This window comes from Enterococcus sp. DIV0802b (assembly GCF_050543535.1).
GTDB lineage: Bacteria > Bacillota > Bacilli > Lactobacillales > Enterococcaceae > Enterococcus_D > Enterococcus_D entomosocium.
In genome coordinates this window covers 229425-243402 of record NZ_CP172941.1, presented here as the reverse complement: position 1 = coordinate 243402, position 13978 = coordinate 229425, and the positions used below count along the sequence as shown (strand labels likewise).

Below are 13978 nucleotides of genomic sequence, written 5' to 3'. Positions count from 1 at the left end.
TTCCTAACCCAAAATACCAAACGCACTCAAAACGATCGACAAGATCAAGATGATCCAAATCACTCGAGTGGAATTTAGTTTCTTTTGGCCTAACATCCAGTAGGTCAGCAAGACGAGCAAGATAGGTACAAGGGATGGCAAGATGGCATCCAACGTGTCTTGGATCACTAATTCGACGCCGTCTTTTTTATAGACGAAAGGAACGGTCGCTTTAACGACAGAGGGAATCAAAGCACCAATCACTGTGACCCCTAAAACGGTTGCGGCATTAGTGAAGGCAGATAATTTGTCTTTCAAGGTCGTCACTAATTTGACCCCTTGTTTGTAACCTAAGGGAAGCAATGCTGCCCGACCGAAAAGTAACGCGATGTTGGCGATGATCCAGATGACACAACCAACGACGGAACCATTTTGCGCTAATGTGCCAGCAACAGAGCCAAAGATCGTTCCCCAAATCACGTGGAACAAGGAGTCACCGACACCGGCCAAGGAACCCATCAAGGCCGTTTTCAAGGCGATGATCGTTTCTTTGGCTTTGTGTCCGTCTTGTTCTTCGATAGCGACATCGATCCCCATGATCAAGTTCCCAAAGATCGCATTGGTATTGAAAAATTGATTGTGGGTCCGCAGCATATCTTGCAGCTGGGTTTCATCATGGCCATAGAATTTTTTCAAGACGGGCAGGATGCCGTAAAGGTAGCCCGAACTCATCATTCGCTCATAGTTCCAGTTTAATTGGCTTGCCAAAATATAACGCCAGCTAATGGTATTCAACTCTTTTTTTGTCAGTTTTTGATCACTCATCGCCATCATATCCTCCTTCAAAATCTCCGGCAGCTGCCGTTGCAACCGTGCCTTTTTCGCTATCACGTTTAAAGACTAACATTGCTGCTACAAGTCCGATGATGGAAACGCCGAGCATTGGTACTTGCAGATACGCAGCTAAAAAGAAGCCTAATAACAAATAAGGAATGTAGTGCTTTGTTGGCAAGTAGCGCAATAAGATCGCTACCCCGACGACTGGCAAGACGCCACCAGCGGTTTTTAGTCCGGTCATCAGCCATTCTGGCGTGTTATCGGTAATCGTCGTAACGACTGCATCTCCAGCTAAAAGCATCAATAAAATCGGAATCGCCCGTGACAACCCCCATAAGAAAGAACCCGATAAAACTAACCGTGGGATTCGTTTGACTTGCATGTTGTCGATGGCTCTATCGATCCGGTGAAGTAGAAATACGTTACAAAAACGAGCCACGACATCCAGTTGCAGCATCAGCAAGGACACTGGAACTGCTAAGCCGATGCCATATTCCGCGCCGTTTCCTGAGATCACGGCAAACGCTGTTCCCAGTACTGCGCCGGTAAAATAATCCGGGACGGATGCACCACCAAATGCGGCGATCCCCAAACGCATCAACTGTAAGGTCCCACCGACCATCAAACCGGTCTTTAAGTCCCCCATGATCATTCCAGAAATCATTCCGGCGATCGCTGGTTGGGTCAACGTATTGGAAATAAGTGAATCATTAATAGCAATAAAAGCATAAACAGTAATAAGAATGATTTGATACGCTGCTAAATGCATGAATTTTCCTCCTAATTGTATGAACGAGTCTTAACTGGCTAGTTATCGATCGTTATGTCGCCTCAGATAAATCGTGAAAAACACTCGTTTTTTGACAAATCTTCCGCTACACATTCTCCTCGATTCAATCCCTACCTGGTTTATCCTCGTAATTTCTTCATAAAGTCGATCGATGGTTCATTGGGTACAAGCTGTGCCGTGACGGTGATGCCTTTTGCGGCGATCGCTTCAAAGATCGGCTCTTCTTCTGGCAGTACTTGAATGCTTTTGGTCACTTCCCGTGCGCCTTCTTTGTAGCTCATGTTGCCGACGTTGATCGCTTTGATCGGTCCATCTGCTTCAATATAACGCAAAACATCTTGGGGATTTTTGAAAAGCAAAAACAACCGTTGTTTTCCATAACGACCGGCGCGAATATTTTTGGCTGCCGTTGCCACCGGAAGGACCGAAAGTCGCATCGAAGTTGGCGCTGCCATTCGTAAAGAAGATTTTTGTAATGGGTCTACGGCGGCTTCATCATTGGCTACGATGATCCGTTGCGTGTTTAAACTGGTGGACCAGATACCGGCGACTTGTCCATGGATCAAGCGCTCATCGATTCGACTATTGACGATATTTTCTTGCCCAGCATACGCACTGTAATCCCCTAATTCCTCTTGCTTTTCTTCTAAAATCTCTTGTTCTGCTTGGTTCATCCCTGCTTTGACATCAACGATGTTTTCTTTGGCTAAGCAAAGCAGCTCTTTGATCGTCGCTCGTTGATTGACGACTGCCTCGATCACTACGGACAATGTCATTCCAGCGAAGATCGCCACTTCGTCATCCTCTAAATAATTCTTGACTGCAACGTTGCACGGGGTTCCTCCTAATAAATCCGCAATAATCAATGTTGAACCGTTAAGGGCTTTCATTTTCTCGTTCAATTCTTTCTCAAATTGTAGATTGTCACTATCTGGTCGTAATGAAACGGTGTGAACGTTTGCTTGCTGGCCTACGATCATCTCCAGACTGCTTTTGACCCCTTCTGCCATGCCGCCATGACTGATCAATACAATGTTTTCCACTAATTTCCCTCCTACTCCGCAGGTCGCCCCACTTAACATGTTATGTTCCTTGTAAGCATACTATACCACATGGCAAGCCATTCGTAAACCTAATATCTTAACATATTGAATTTTATTTTTCAGGCCTGTATAGACTGGAAAACAACGAATTTTCTACACTAATTAAGTGGCAGGAAAGGATTTAACATGTTATGCTTGATGTATTCATATAGAATGGAGGGAAACCACTGTGCTGCCAAAGTATGAGCAGATCAAGCAAGATCTTTTACAAGAAATCAAAGACCATAAATTCATTCCCGGCGATAAGTTTTATTCAGAGGCGGATATCAAGCGGATGTATTCTGTTAGTTCGATCACGGCAGTCAAAGCGTTGAATGAATTGACGAGTGCTGGCTATCTGTATCGCATCCAAGGCAAAGGGACCTTTGTTTCAAAAGCAAAAGTATCTCAGAGTGTGAAGTTTTCCGACATTGAGCTGCATTCACTGGACCAAGAAAAGGTCAAGGTCCTTGCGGTGGAAGAAGGAAATGACCCAGAGATTTTGAAAGAATTAGGATTGGCTGCCAGTGCTTCCTACTACCGAATCAAACGAGTCCGCTATTTTGGCGACGTTCCTTTCTTGGTTCACATCACTCATTTGCCGAAGAAGCTGATGAAAGAACCGATCGCCAAAAACCTCAACCAATATGCTAGTGTTTATGAGCGGGTCCGAAAAGACTTTGCGATCGACCTTTTCTCATTGGCTTCTGTTGAAACCAACGAAATCGTCTTTCCTGATGACGCTGAATTGTTGAACTTATTGCAACTGAGCTTCCGAGAGCCTGCGGTCAAACAAGTCAAGCACTCCTATTTAGCAGATGGAAGTGTCGCTGAATACATCGTTAGCTACAAGCACTGGAAATATTTCAAAACAAAAATAGAAGTAGAGCCCGCGTAAATTTGGGTCTCTACTTCTATTTTTTTATTCTACGACAGGTTGATCACAGAAAACGAGTTCCTTGATCTCAACGCCATCGGTTTCAAATACCACGACTTCGTTGCTGCCTTTTTTCAAAAATTCTTTCGGACAGTATAAGGAATGCACGGGGCCACGTTGCCAATAGCGACCAAGATTGATGCCGTTGACGATAACGACGCCTTTCCCATACCCACGGCAATCGATAAACGTATCTCCTACCTCTGTCAGCCTGAAGGTCGTTTGATAAAAGGAGGGGTGTGTCGGATTTTTTCCTGCTTGATAATCGATGGCTTGTAGCTGCTCTGCGGAAAGCGTCAATGGGTAATGACGATAGCCTTGATGGAAATGAATATCTTGCATGATGCCCCCACGGATGCCTTTGGCTTGTGTAGGCCCGTTCAATTTAAACCCGTAGTTCACGCGCCCTAAGTTTTCTACTAAGACATCTAGCTCGATGGTTTCTTTATCTGGTGTCCCTTGGATCAACAGCTCCTCACCTAGCGTTTCTTGGTATTGGATCGCCTGTAATTGGCCGTCGGTAAAAATATGCAACCGATCGCTAGCTTCTACCACTTTTAATTTGTTTTCTCGATGATAGTTTTTTAACTGAACCGAATAGAGCAAATAGCCGTAGCCTGTGCTGGCAGCTTCCATTGTTAGAGGATACATGCTTTCTTGTGGTGCCATCAGCTGATCTTTGATAGCCAATAATGAGACACTGTTTTCGATGGGCAAGGTTCCTAATGCCGCTAATTGCTTGGTCCGTGGTTTGGCTTGCCACACTTCGGGACAGGCTTCTTTTATGGCTTTTTGTACCTGATAGTATTTGTCGGTAGGTTCTCCTGCTTCTGTCAGTAAAGCATCGTAATCATAGCTGGACACTTGTGGTAGATCCAGCGCTCCCCGAGCGGAACAGCCATTGTAAAAGCCAAAGTTCGTGCCTCCATGGAACATGTAGAGATTCAAGGAGCCGACCGCTAACATCTCTTTGACTTCATTAGCTAAGTCTTGACCGTCTCGCTTGATGATCGGCTCGCCCCAGCGGTTGAACCAGCCATCCCAGTATTCCATGCACATGATGGGCCAATTTTTGCCATGTTTTGCCATAAACTCTTTCATCACAGCCGCATTTTCCTTGGAACGACTGCCGAAATTGCCTGTGACAAAGATGTCGTCTTCAATCAATGTCCCAGCGTCCAGTACTTCTTCCCATGCCCCATCTGAGGTAAACAAGGGTACATCGATGCCGTATTCTTCCATCAACTCCTTGGTCTGGCGCAAATACGCTTTTTCCATTCCATAAGAGCCGTACTCATTTTCCACCTGCATCATGATCACTGGTCCCCCATGGGTGATCTGCAACGGCACAAGCTTTGGCAGCAAGACTTGGAAATAGTTGTGCACCTTTGCCATGAAGCGTGGGTCGGTTGAGCGCAACCGCATCGGTTCATTTAACAGCCAAGCTGGCAACCCGCCAAATTCCCATTCAGCACAGATGTAGACGGAAGGCCGTAAAATGACCATCAAGCCTAGCGTTTGGGCTTGCTTTACAAAAGCACAGATGTCTTTCATCCCCTCAAAGTCGTAGACTCCTTCACGAGGTTCGTGGAGATTCCAAGGAATGTAGGTCTCAACTGTGTTGGCTCCCAGTGCTTTTAGATTGTAGAGGCTATCTGTCCATTGCGCCGGTGTCATGCGGAAATAATGGATCGCTCCGCTAATCAATTTGATTGGTTTTCCATCTAACAAAAAATCTTCTTTTATCTCAAACGTTCGCATGTCGTCTTCCCCTTTACCAGTATCTTTGCCAATCAGGCAATGCCAATCGGATCAATCCTTCTAAATAGAAATAATCACCCCAAAGATTGGGCTCATCGATGCCTTTGCCTTCCGCATGAGCATACACACCATGCAGCAATAAGCCCTCATTTTCTGGCACTTGGTTCGCTGCATAATGTTCGCCTAATTGGTAAAGCATCCCTTTAGCGATTTTTTTAGCATCGGGATATGCCCCCATTTTCTCTGCTTCCAACAAGCCACAAGCCGCAATCGCTAAAGCAGAGCTGTCTTTTTCAGCAGGATGTTGGTCGTTAAAATCAAAGTCCCAATACGGTACCAAATCTGCTGGCAAATGAGCCAAAAACACCTCCACGATCTGCGGATAATTTTCTGGAAAAGGCTGACTATGCAGGTAGCTTTCATTCAAAGGAAGCCCTAAAATCGCCCAGCTCTGCCCTCGTGCCCAAATCGATTGGTCGCTGTTTCCTTGATGCGTCGCACCGTGACTTGGCTGCCCCGTCTCTGGCTCGAAATAATACGTATGAAAGGTGGTGGCGTCATTCTTAATGACGGTCTTTCGGACTGTCTGATAATGCTTACTCGCAACCTCTGCGTAGCGAGGCTCTCCCGACAATTGAGTTGCTGCAAATAAAAGCGGCAAGTTTAGTAACGAATCAATAATCAAGCGGTATTCTTGTGGGTCGCCATAAGTGCCCCAAGCTTGAATAAATTCCCCCTTTTCTTGAAACCGTGCCAGCAAAACATCTGCTGCTTGAATGACTTCTTGCTTGCAGTGTTCATCGCCAGTGATCTTGTAGCCCGCACCGGCAGATAAGCTATATAAAAAACCAATATCATGATGATCTAATACAAAATGGTCGTCTAAACGCGTTTGAAAACTGTCGATATTTGCCATAGCTCGATCAAGAAAGTTCTTTTCCTTGGTCCACTCATAGGCGAGCCACAACATCCCGGTCCAAAAGCCATTGGTCCAATCATCGTTGCCTTTCAGCCGATATTTGCCATTGGTGGCACAGGCTGAAGGAAACTGTGTGCCAAAGCGCTGACTATTTTTTTCGATCTGTTGGATGCACGCGGTGATTTTATCCGCTAACCACACATCGGTCACTTTTTCTCCTAACAGGATCAAGCGTTGTTTGTTCTCTTGCAGACGCATGTTTACACTCTCCTTAACTTGTTAACATATTAACTGAAATCATTATAACGTAAACGCACAAAAAAAGCGACCTTCCTTCCTTGATTCCTAAAAAAGAGCATGACAACTGCACACAAATGCAGACCTGTCATGCTCTTGTCCTCTTTTTTTTAACAGTTCCAACCAAATACTTCGATTTGTGAAAGAGCTGGGAAGGGGGAATCATCCTCTGCTTTTTGCAGCTCTTTATAGGTCAGCTTAGTCGTTTCTTTTTTCGGAAAACGAACTTCTTGAAAAGACGCCGTATTTGTCGTTTCCACCACCAGCTCTTCTCCATCAGCAAAGACCAAGGTCCCTTTGGTCCAGTAGCTATCATGGGGATAATCTGCCCGCAATAGGAAGCGAACCCGATCAATCAAGACGGGACGACCAAACTCAATGGTCAACGCAGCATCGGCTTGCTGATTGATGCCCCAAGAAGCAAACGGATACGAACCGTGGGATCGGTTGCCATATTTTCCATCAATCGCATTCTTGGCAAAAAAGACGGAATCATCTCGCGTTTCCACATTCGCTGAAGCATGAGGATACGCCCCTGTCGCTGACTTTTGATCATGGGCATTGAAGGATAAATTTTGATAATTCGTGATCTCAAACGCATGGGCTTTGCGCACCATCAGGTGATGGCGCTGCGAGGTAAAGGCCGTTTCCACCGAGGACTTTCGAGCGGACTCCGTCCAAGGAATCTGATACTCCCAAGTGGATTGGGAAAGATAGATCAGTGATGGTGCTAAGGTTTCATCAAGCTGAAGGACATAATACGGATTTTCCCCCGTCACCTCAATAACGATCTTATCTCCTTCCTCATAGGGATAGTTTTTAATGGCTAATACGGCCAAATCATCATCAGAAACTTGAAATGGCGCGGGTTCTTTTTCATGGTCGATGCGACCGACGATCACCTGGTCCTGCTTATTTTTTATTGCTAGCGTAATCATTTGGATCGATCCTTTCTTTTTCTACGATACCACCGACTAAACAAATCAAACGGTGCTTCCCTGGCGGAATATGTTGTGCTAAGTATGGAAAACTGGTTCTTGGAAAAAAGACGGAGGTATTGGCTTCTGGCTGAACAATACTGGCTTGTTGATAGCCTTCGATGTTGATGATTTGAGAACAAAAGCCCTCTTCACTGACTCGACTCCAGGTCGGTCCTGTTTGGGCCTGAGGCAACCGTCCAGTCAGCGGTACACTAAATCCGCCCTCACGAAGGTCCAACGAAATCGTCGTCGTCAACTCGTGCACGCGCACATGCCACTGACCAAATGGATAAATCTCAGTTTCAATCACTACCTCCCCAAAGGGAGCCCATTGGATAAAGATGCCTTTTTCCGTCACTCGATAATCCATGACTGCGCCCTTCGTGCGAAAATAGCTGCCATCTCGAGCAATAGCTAATGTACTATCGAAGGCGCCTTCGGCATACGTGACGCCGGCTTTCGGCACACTGAAGCCAAATTTGCTCGAATAGACGAATTTGCTGTATTTTGCTTGAGCATGCGCTTGCTGTTCAAGCATCAAACCTGCAGGATACCCCAACAAATGATGGTTTTTTTCATTGTGCACCAGCAACATATTGCCTTTTTCAATCCGTTTTTGCGGCTCTCTCTTGATTGGCTCAGGTTCAGCCCGCCAAAAAGGATGCGTTTCTGCGACCGCTAAAAGCAAAAAGGTCTTAAGCCCCCAGTAAGGCGAGCCTGGTGCATTGTACCCTTCTGCCATCACTTGATTTTCATAGTGGTATCCGATGGACAAGCGACCATCGAAAGTGAAAATTTCTTGTGCCATCCAATTGCGCAAGTGCTTCGCCAGTAGTCCTCGCACCTGTCCCCATGGGATAGCTTCGACGTCTGCGAAAACCAGTGCCGAGAAAAACGCCCCTTGCGCAAACCGATAAGTCAGGCTGCGGCCATAGGGCAAGGCTTCGCCGTCTTCATCAAAATAATAGATGAAATCTTGGGCAAATCGGGTGGCTCGTTCTTTAAAACGCTGTGCCCATTCTGGGTCTTCGTCTTGCATAAATGTAGCGTAAATCAAGCCATAATAATGAAACGCAAAAGGAATATAGTAATCTCGCTGCGTCGTTTTCCCATCTACGTACCAACCATCGCCAATGTACATGGAATCGATCAATGCCAACTCTTGGGACAATGCTTCTTTTGCCAACGGTTCCCCACAGTGAAACAGGGCAACGCGAATCAACACTTTGAAGAATGTCCAGTTGTTCTTAGGAATCTTGCACTCAAGTGCTTGGGATAGCCAAGCCACTAGCTTTCGCTGGTTCTTCTGCGGCAACGCTGTCCAAAAAGCATCCTTTTGCAATAAAAGAGTCAATGACAATGCGGCTGCTTCCACGATGTATTGATCATAATCCGTGATCCTTCCCCAGTAAAATGCGTGTTCAGGATCTGTCCCCGCGATCACTTTTTCCACATAAGCTACTCGTAACGGATCATCTGAGCAAATCCTCCAATAAGGCGCCAGCCCCCACAAAGGACGCACAAGCGCTTCCATCTCAGCCCGTGTTCGGTCATACACGGCCCCACTGCTACCTAGATTCAATCCTGGATAGTCATCTGCCAAGATCGCTTCTCGCAAAGGAGCGATCATGTCTTCCACTGCCCGCTGATAATCCAGACGCGTCAAAAACGGATTCTCTTTGATTGCCATTTGCTTCATACGCCATCTCCTTCTGTCAATTTACAGAACAGAATAGCAAGCCACGACTTTTTTATCAAGCGATTTTCTACTGGCAATACTGCTGAAAAATGAGAAAAGATTTTGAGGGATTTTTGACTTAACCTGTTAACAAAAAAAGAGGAATTGAAGCTATGGGAAAGTGATTGGAGAAATGGCGAAAGTTAACTGATTTAATATTAAGAAAATATGATAATCAATAGGAATATTTATTAAAAAAATCATAGAAAAGTTTTAACCTCATTTACTAATCAACACATACAAACACCATTGAAATACAAATACGCGACAGCAGTTGAAACTGCTGTCGCGCGCTTTGGGTCTTATGCTTTTAAAAAGCCAAGCATGAGGCACACTCCTACTTGCAACGATTGTCTGAGTTTTTCTGTTTCTATCTTTTTGCTCCCCTGCTCATTCACAGCCTTTTTTATAATTTATCTCCATTAGAAGCAATCACTTTCTTGTACCAATAAAACGAGTCTTTCCGATAACGAGCCAAACTTCCTTGTCCTTGGTCATCTTGATCCACATAGATAAAGCCGTAGCGTTTTGACATTTGAGAAGTTCCGCAACTGATTAAATCAATGCAGCCCCATGGCGTGTATCCCATGAGATCAACACCGTCTTTAACGGCTTCGCGCATTTGTTCAATGTGTTTTTTTAAATAATCGATTCGATACGCATCGTGAACTTCCCCATTGACTAACTCATCTTTCGCTCCTAACCCATTTTCACAAACAAATAAAGGTTTTTGGAAACGATCATATAATTTAATCAATGATATTCTTAACCCAATTGGATCAATTGGCCAGTCCCATTGAGAGAGCTCTAAATATTCATTTTTAATTGGGCTATCAAAAGTACCTGCTAATTTAGAAGCATCTTCTCTAGCCTCCGCAACATGAGACATATAATAACTAATGGCCACAAAGTCCACTGTCCCCTCTTGAAGGATATCCGCATCTTCTGGTCGGATATCGATGGACAAGTCATTCTCTGAAAAGTAGCTATAAATATAGCTAGGATAATACCCCCGTGCTTGAACATCAGGATAAAACATATTCAACTGGTTGGATTTCACCGCTTGCAGTTGATCTTCTGGCTTTGTTGTATGTGCATATGCTTCTATTTGATTGATCATACACCCAATCTCTACATCAGGAATAATTTCTTTCGCAGCTTTTACAGCCAATGCGCTTGCCAAGAATTGATGGTGAGACGCTTGATATGCCGCTTGCAATGAATCATCCACTAAATCTTCTAATATCCCCGCCCCTGTATATAAGCTATTAAGATTCATATTCATTTCATTGAACGTGATCCAATACTTCACCTTATTTTTATAGCGTTCAAGAATAACCCGGGCATACTTCTCAAACAAGGGAACTAGCTCACGACTGATCCATCCGTTGTACTTCTTCGTCAGTTCGATCGGCATTTCATAATGTGACATCGTTACCAAAGGCTCAATGCCATATTTCTCACACTCATCGAAAACAGCATCATAAAAAGCTAGACCTACTTCATTCGGCTCATCTTCAAGTCCCGTGGGGAAAATCCTCGCCCATGAAACTGATAAGCGAAAACATTTAAATCCCATTTCTGCAAATAAAGCAATATCTTCTTTGTACCGATGGTAAAAATCAATGCCCCAACGTTTTGGGAAAAGATAACATTCAGGATGCATCGCATACTCAGCTAACTCTTTTGAAGTGACGTTAAAAGTAAAATTATTTACTTTTCCAGAAGCATAAGGGTCTTTGTATGCGGCAAAATCTGAAGTTGATAATCCTTTTCCGCCTTCTAAATAAGCACCTTCGATTTGGTTAGCAGCGGTAGCTCCTCCCCATAAAAAATCATCTTTAAATCCTGTAAATTTTTTCATTATTTTCTCTCCTTTTCTATTATTGAATGCACATCATCAAGCGCGATGTCGTTGACTCCACATGCCTATCTCCAGTAATGATCACGTCTAAAAATTCTGAGCTATTGGTCACAATGATCATTGTTGTTAGATCATACCCACTTCTAGCTATTTTTTCTAAGTCAAACCTAATGATGGGTTGTCCTTTTTCGACTGTTTCGTCTGCTGCAACAAGATAATCAAAAGATTCGCCTTGCAGCTTGACAGTATCGATCCCAACATGGATCAAAAGATCGACACCTTCTTCTGAACGTATTCCTACCGCATGCTTCGTCGGAGTCATCATCGTGATTTTCCCGGAAAATGGTGCGTAGACTACGCCTTCTTCTGGAAAAATTGCTACCCCTTTTCCCATTAGCCCTGTTGAAAATGTCTCATCTGCAACGGTCGCTAAATCTCTGACCTCGCCTTCCATAGGAGAATAAACTTCAATTGGATATTTGGTTTCAACTGCTATATTGGTCGTTTTTTCTGATGCTTTTTCTGATGCTTCTTCTTCAAATCCCAAAAACATTGTTAGAACAAACGAAACGACAAAACTAGCGATATAACCGATCAGCGCATAAATAAAATTATTCGAATCCTGAATAATGTATGTTGGTAAAGCAGTAATACCAGGAATAGAAAATGCGGTCACTTGGACTGCAAAAAAGCCAAAAATCGTTCCTCCTACAGCGCCTCCTGCCAATGAGGCATAGAAAGGTTTCTTCAAGCGCAACGTTACGCCATAGATAGCTGGTTCAGTAATTCCGAAAATTGCAGGAATCAGAGTAGAAAATGCCAAAGATTTCGTGGTCGCTTTTTTCGCCTTCAAAGCTACCCCTAAAACAGCTCCAGCCTGTGCACTATTCGCAACCAAATTCATCGGCAAAAGCATAATATCGTAGCCTAATTTTTGAAGACTAGCAAATGTTCCAGGAAAGAAAGCATAATGCATACCTGTTATGACGATCAGCGGCATCAGTCCTCCCATCAACAAGCCCGCTAAAGGACCTGCAACGGTGAACAACGTGGTAAAGATTTCTTCTAAATATTTACCTAAAAAATTTCCTAGTGGTGCAACGATCGCTAAGAGAATCGGTGCCGTGACTAGTAAGGTCAACATTGGACTAAAAACGATGTTAACTGTTTTAGTAACTACTCGATCCATCCATTTATTGATATAGCTCATAAGAAGTACACCTAAAATAATCGGTAATACCGTAGAAGAATAGTTATTTAATGGAATGGCTAGACCAAATAACGATAATGCACTTCCTCCTTCTGCCGCACCATTGATCAGCGTGGGATACATGAGGATCGCTGCTAACGCAGCAGCCAGAGACTCTTTCGTCTGAAATTTTCTAGCTGCTGTGATAGCAACAAAGAAAGGCAAGAAGTAAAATACCGCATCTGAGAAGATATTCAATACTTCATAGGCAGAGCTCTCTGGTGAAAGCCACCCAACTACAACGAATAATGCCATGAGACCTTTGATCAAACCTGACCCGATGATTGCAGGCATCAGTGGCGTGAAGATTCCACTAATCACATCGAAAATTTTATCTAAGAAGTTCATTTTCTTATTCGAAGACCCTTCCATAGTAACCTCTTCCCCTAATTGATCGGCAACTTCTTTGTAGACTTCAGCCACCTTGGCACCAATGATCACTTGATATTGCCCCCCACTAAATTGACTGCCGATCACTCCTGCTAATTCATTGATCTCATTCTTTTCTACTTTCGAATCATCTATCAAATTAAATCGTAAACGGGTAATGCAATGCCAGCTTTGGGATATGTTACTTTTTCCACCAACTAAGGCAATGATTTTTTTCGCTAATTCTTTATTTTCCATTGTTGCTCCTCCTTTACTAAAGAAAAAGCCCAAGTGAAAAAAACTTCCACTTAGGCTTATGCTCTTTTCTAGATAACACACCTTATCTTTATTTAGTTGTAATTCGTTCAATATGAATGACTAAATATACCAATTCATCCTCAGAGATTTTCCAATGGTACTCTCTATCTAGCATATCTTTAATGAGCAGACCACAGGCATAACTTTTCATATATCGTTCCTGAATCAGTTCACGTATTTGCTCGTCCATCTTCAACGACGTTTTTTTGTTTTTTTGGCGCATAATGAAATAACGAATATGAGTAATAAATCGTGAATAATCTGCTGTTGTTTTATCTAAGACTGTTCCATAAAGGATTTGGACGATTTTAACAATTTTTTTGATCACTTCTGTTATTTGCAATGTATCTGCCATATTCGACTGATCAATCTGTCCATTCACAAAATGAAGCGCAATAAATGCTGCTTCCTCTGGCAATAATTGCACAGCTAACTCTTGTTGAATAAGTGCCAACGCTTGCTTACCGATTTGATATTCTTTGTAATATAGATGAGGAATCTCCCATTTGATGGGATTTTCATTTTCTACCGAATTGTTCAACGAAAAAGTTAAATGGTCTGCTAAAGAAAACAACAATCCGGTACCAAACTTTTGATTTAATTCTGCTTCCCCAAGATCAATAATTTTTGCTGCAATACTTAATACTTCCGGCGTATAATTCTCTATCTTATGGCTATGCTTCTCCTCTTCATTGGGAGTAAAAATTTTACTGATCAATGCTTCATCAACCATGTCTCCACGTTTCTTTTTAAACCCAATTCCTGTCCCAAATAAAACTTTCTCAGTCCCTTGATCATCTCGTACCAAAACAATATTGTTATTCAGTGTTTTTACTATAGTCATCATTTCCACCTCCT

11 protein-coding genes are annotated in these 13978 nt (G+C 43.4%); 1 reads left to right on the top strand and 10 read right to left on the bottom strand.

The window, feature by feature from the left end:
* Nucleotides 1-3: 3 nt before the first annotated feature.
* The 3 genes from IGJ12_RS01140 to IGJ12_RS01130 form a co-directional block, all read right to left on the bottom strand.
* Entirely contained in the window at nucleotides 4-813 is an 810-nt protein-coding gene (locus tag IGJ12_RS01140; RefSeq protein ID WP_005226799.1) for a PTS system mannose/fructose/sorbose family transporter subunit IID, read from the bottom strand.
* Complete coding sequence (locus tag IGJ12_RS01135; RefSeq protein WP_005226797.1) at nucleotides 797-1585, bottom strand: PTS mannose/fructose/sorbose/N-acetylgalactosamine transporter subunit IIC; 789 nt, start codon at nucleotides 1583-1585, stop codon at nucleotides 797-799. Before IGJ12_RS01135 ends, IGJ12_RS01140 begins: the two co-directional genes overlap by 17 nt.
* A gap of 140 nt (nucleotides 1586-1725) precedes the next feature.
* The gene (locus tag IGJ12_RS01130) at nucleotides 1726-2688 is read right to left on the bottom strand and encodes a PTS mannose/fructose/sorbose transporter subunit IIAB (protein ID WP_016619589.1); all 963 of its coding nucleotides are present in this window, start codon (nucleotides 2686-2688) and stop codon (nucleotides 1726-1728) included.
* Nucleotides 2689-2878: 190 nt separating this feature from the next.
* Between IGJ12_RS01130 and IGJ12_RS01125 the strand changes: the two genes are divergently transcribed.
* Nucleotides 2879-3586 (top strand): GntR family transcriptional regulator, encoded by a 708-nt coding sequence (locus IGJ12_RS01125; protein WP_034878155.1) that lies wholly within the window; start codon nucleotides 2879-2881, stop codon nucleotides 3584-3586.
* A gap of 24 nt (nucleotides 3587-3610) precedes the next feature.
* On the opposite strand, the gene IGJ12_RS01120 is transcribed toward IGJ12_RS01125, so the two are convergent.
* The 7 genes from IGJ12_RS01120 to IGJ12_RS01090 all read right to left on the bottom strand — a co-directional run bounded on the left by IGJ12_RS01120 (nucleotide 3611) and on the right by IGJ12_RS01090 (nucleotide 13964).
* Nucleotides 3611-5386 (bottom strand): glycoside hydrolase family 35 protein, encoded by a 1776-nt coding sequence (locus IGJ12_RS01120; protein ID WP_430619265.1) that lies wholly within the window; start codon nucleotides 5384-5386, stop codon nucleotides 3611-3613.
* Between the two features lie 13 nt (nucleotides 5387-5399).
* Entirely contained in the window at nucleotides 5400-6563 is a 1164-nt protein-coding gene (locus tag IGJ12_RS01115; RefSeq protein ID WP_086332892.1) for a glycoside hydrolase family 88 protein, read from the bottom strand.
* Nucleotides 6564-6712: 149 nt separating this feature from the next.
* Nucleotides 6713-7540, bottom strand: a complete 828-nt coding sequence (locus IGJ12_RS01110; RefSeq protein ID WP_086316775.1) for a DUF7402 domain-containing protein — start codon at nucleotides 7538-7540, stop codon at nucleotides 6713-6715.
* Entirely contained in the window at nucleotides 7515-9281 is a 1767-nt protein-coding gene (locus tag IGJ12_RS01105) for a DUF2264 domain-containing protein (protein WP_086332891.1), read from the bottom strand. Before IGJ12_RS01105 ends, IGJ12_RS01110 begins: the two co-directional genes overlap by 26 nt.
* 445 nt (nucleotides 9282-9726) lie before the next feature.
* Nucleotides 9727-11184 carry a glycoside hydrolase family 1 protein gene (locus tag IGJ12_RS01100; protein WP_086332890.1) on the bottom strand — a complete coding sequence of 486 codons (1458 nt, stop codon included), beginning with the start codon at nucleotides 11182-11184 and terminating at the stop codon, nucleotides 9727-9729.
* A gap of 19 nt (nucleotides 11185-11203) precedes the next feature.
* Entirely contained in the window at nucleotides 11204-13060 is a 1857-nt protein-coding gene (locus IGJ12_RS01095) for a beta-glucoside-specific PTS transporter subunit IIABC (RefSeq protein WP_430619264.1), read from the bottom strand.
* 88 nt (nucleotides 13061-13148) lie between these two features.
* Nucleotides 13149-13964, bottom strand: coding sequence for a PRD domain-containing protein (locus IGJ12_RS01090; RefSeq protein ID WP_223347153.1), 816 nt, complete (start codon nucleotides 13962-13964; stop codon nucleotides 13149-13151).
* Nucleotides 13965-13978 lie beyond the last annotated feature (14 nt).

Bases quoted from the DNA above. Each gene is read 5' to 3' on its own strand.
- IGJ12_RS01100 (WP_086332890.1), bottom strand. From the start codon at position 11,184: ATGAAAAAATTTACAGGATTTAAAGATGATTTTTTATGGGGAGGAGCT.
- IGJ12_RS01110 (WP_086316775.1), bottom strand. From the start codon at position 7,540: ATGATTACGCTAGCAATAAAAAATAAGCAGGACCAGGTGATCGTCGGT.
- IGJ12_RS01095 (WP_430619264.1), bottom strand. From the start codon at position 13,060: ATGGAAAATAAAGAATTAGCGAAAAAAATCATTGCCTTAGTTGGTGGA.
- IGJ12_RS01120 (WP_430619265.1), bottom strand. From the start codon at position 5,386: ATGCGAACGTTTGAGATAAAAGAAGATTTTTTGTTAGATGGAAAACCA.
- IGJ12_RS01115 (WP_086332892.1), bottom strand. From the start codon at position 6,563: ATGCGTCTGCAAGAGAACAAACAACGCTTGATCCTGTTAGGAGAAAAA.
- IGJ12_RS01130 (WP_016619589.1), bottom strand. From the start codon at position 2,688: ATGTTAAGTGGGGCGACCTGCGGAGTAGGAGGGAAATTAGTGGAAAAC.
- IGJ12_RS01090 (WP_223347153.1), bottom strand. From the start codon at position 13,964: ATGACTATAGTAAAAACACTGAATAACAATATTGTTTTGGTACGAGAT.
- IGJ12_RS01135 (WP_005226797.1), bottom strand. From the start codon at position 1,585: ATGCATTTAGCAGCGTATCAAATCATTCTTATTACTGTTTATGCTTTT.
- IGJ12_RS01140 (WP_005226799.1), bottom strand. From the start codon at position 813: ATGATGGCGATGAGTGATCAAAAACTGACAAAAAAAGAGTTGAATACC.
- IGJ12_RS01105 (WP_086332891.1), bottom strand. From the start codon at position 9,281: ATGAAGCAAATGGCAATCAAAGAGAATCCGTTTTTGACGCGTCTGGAT.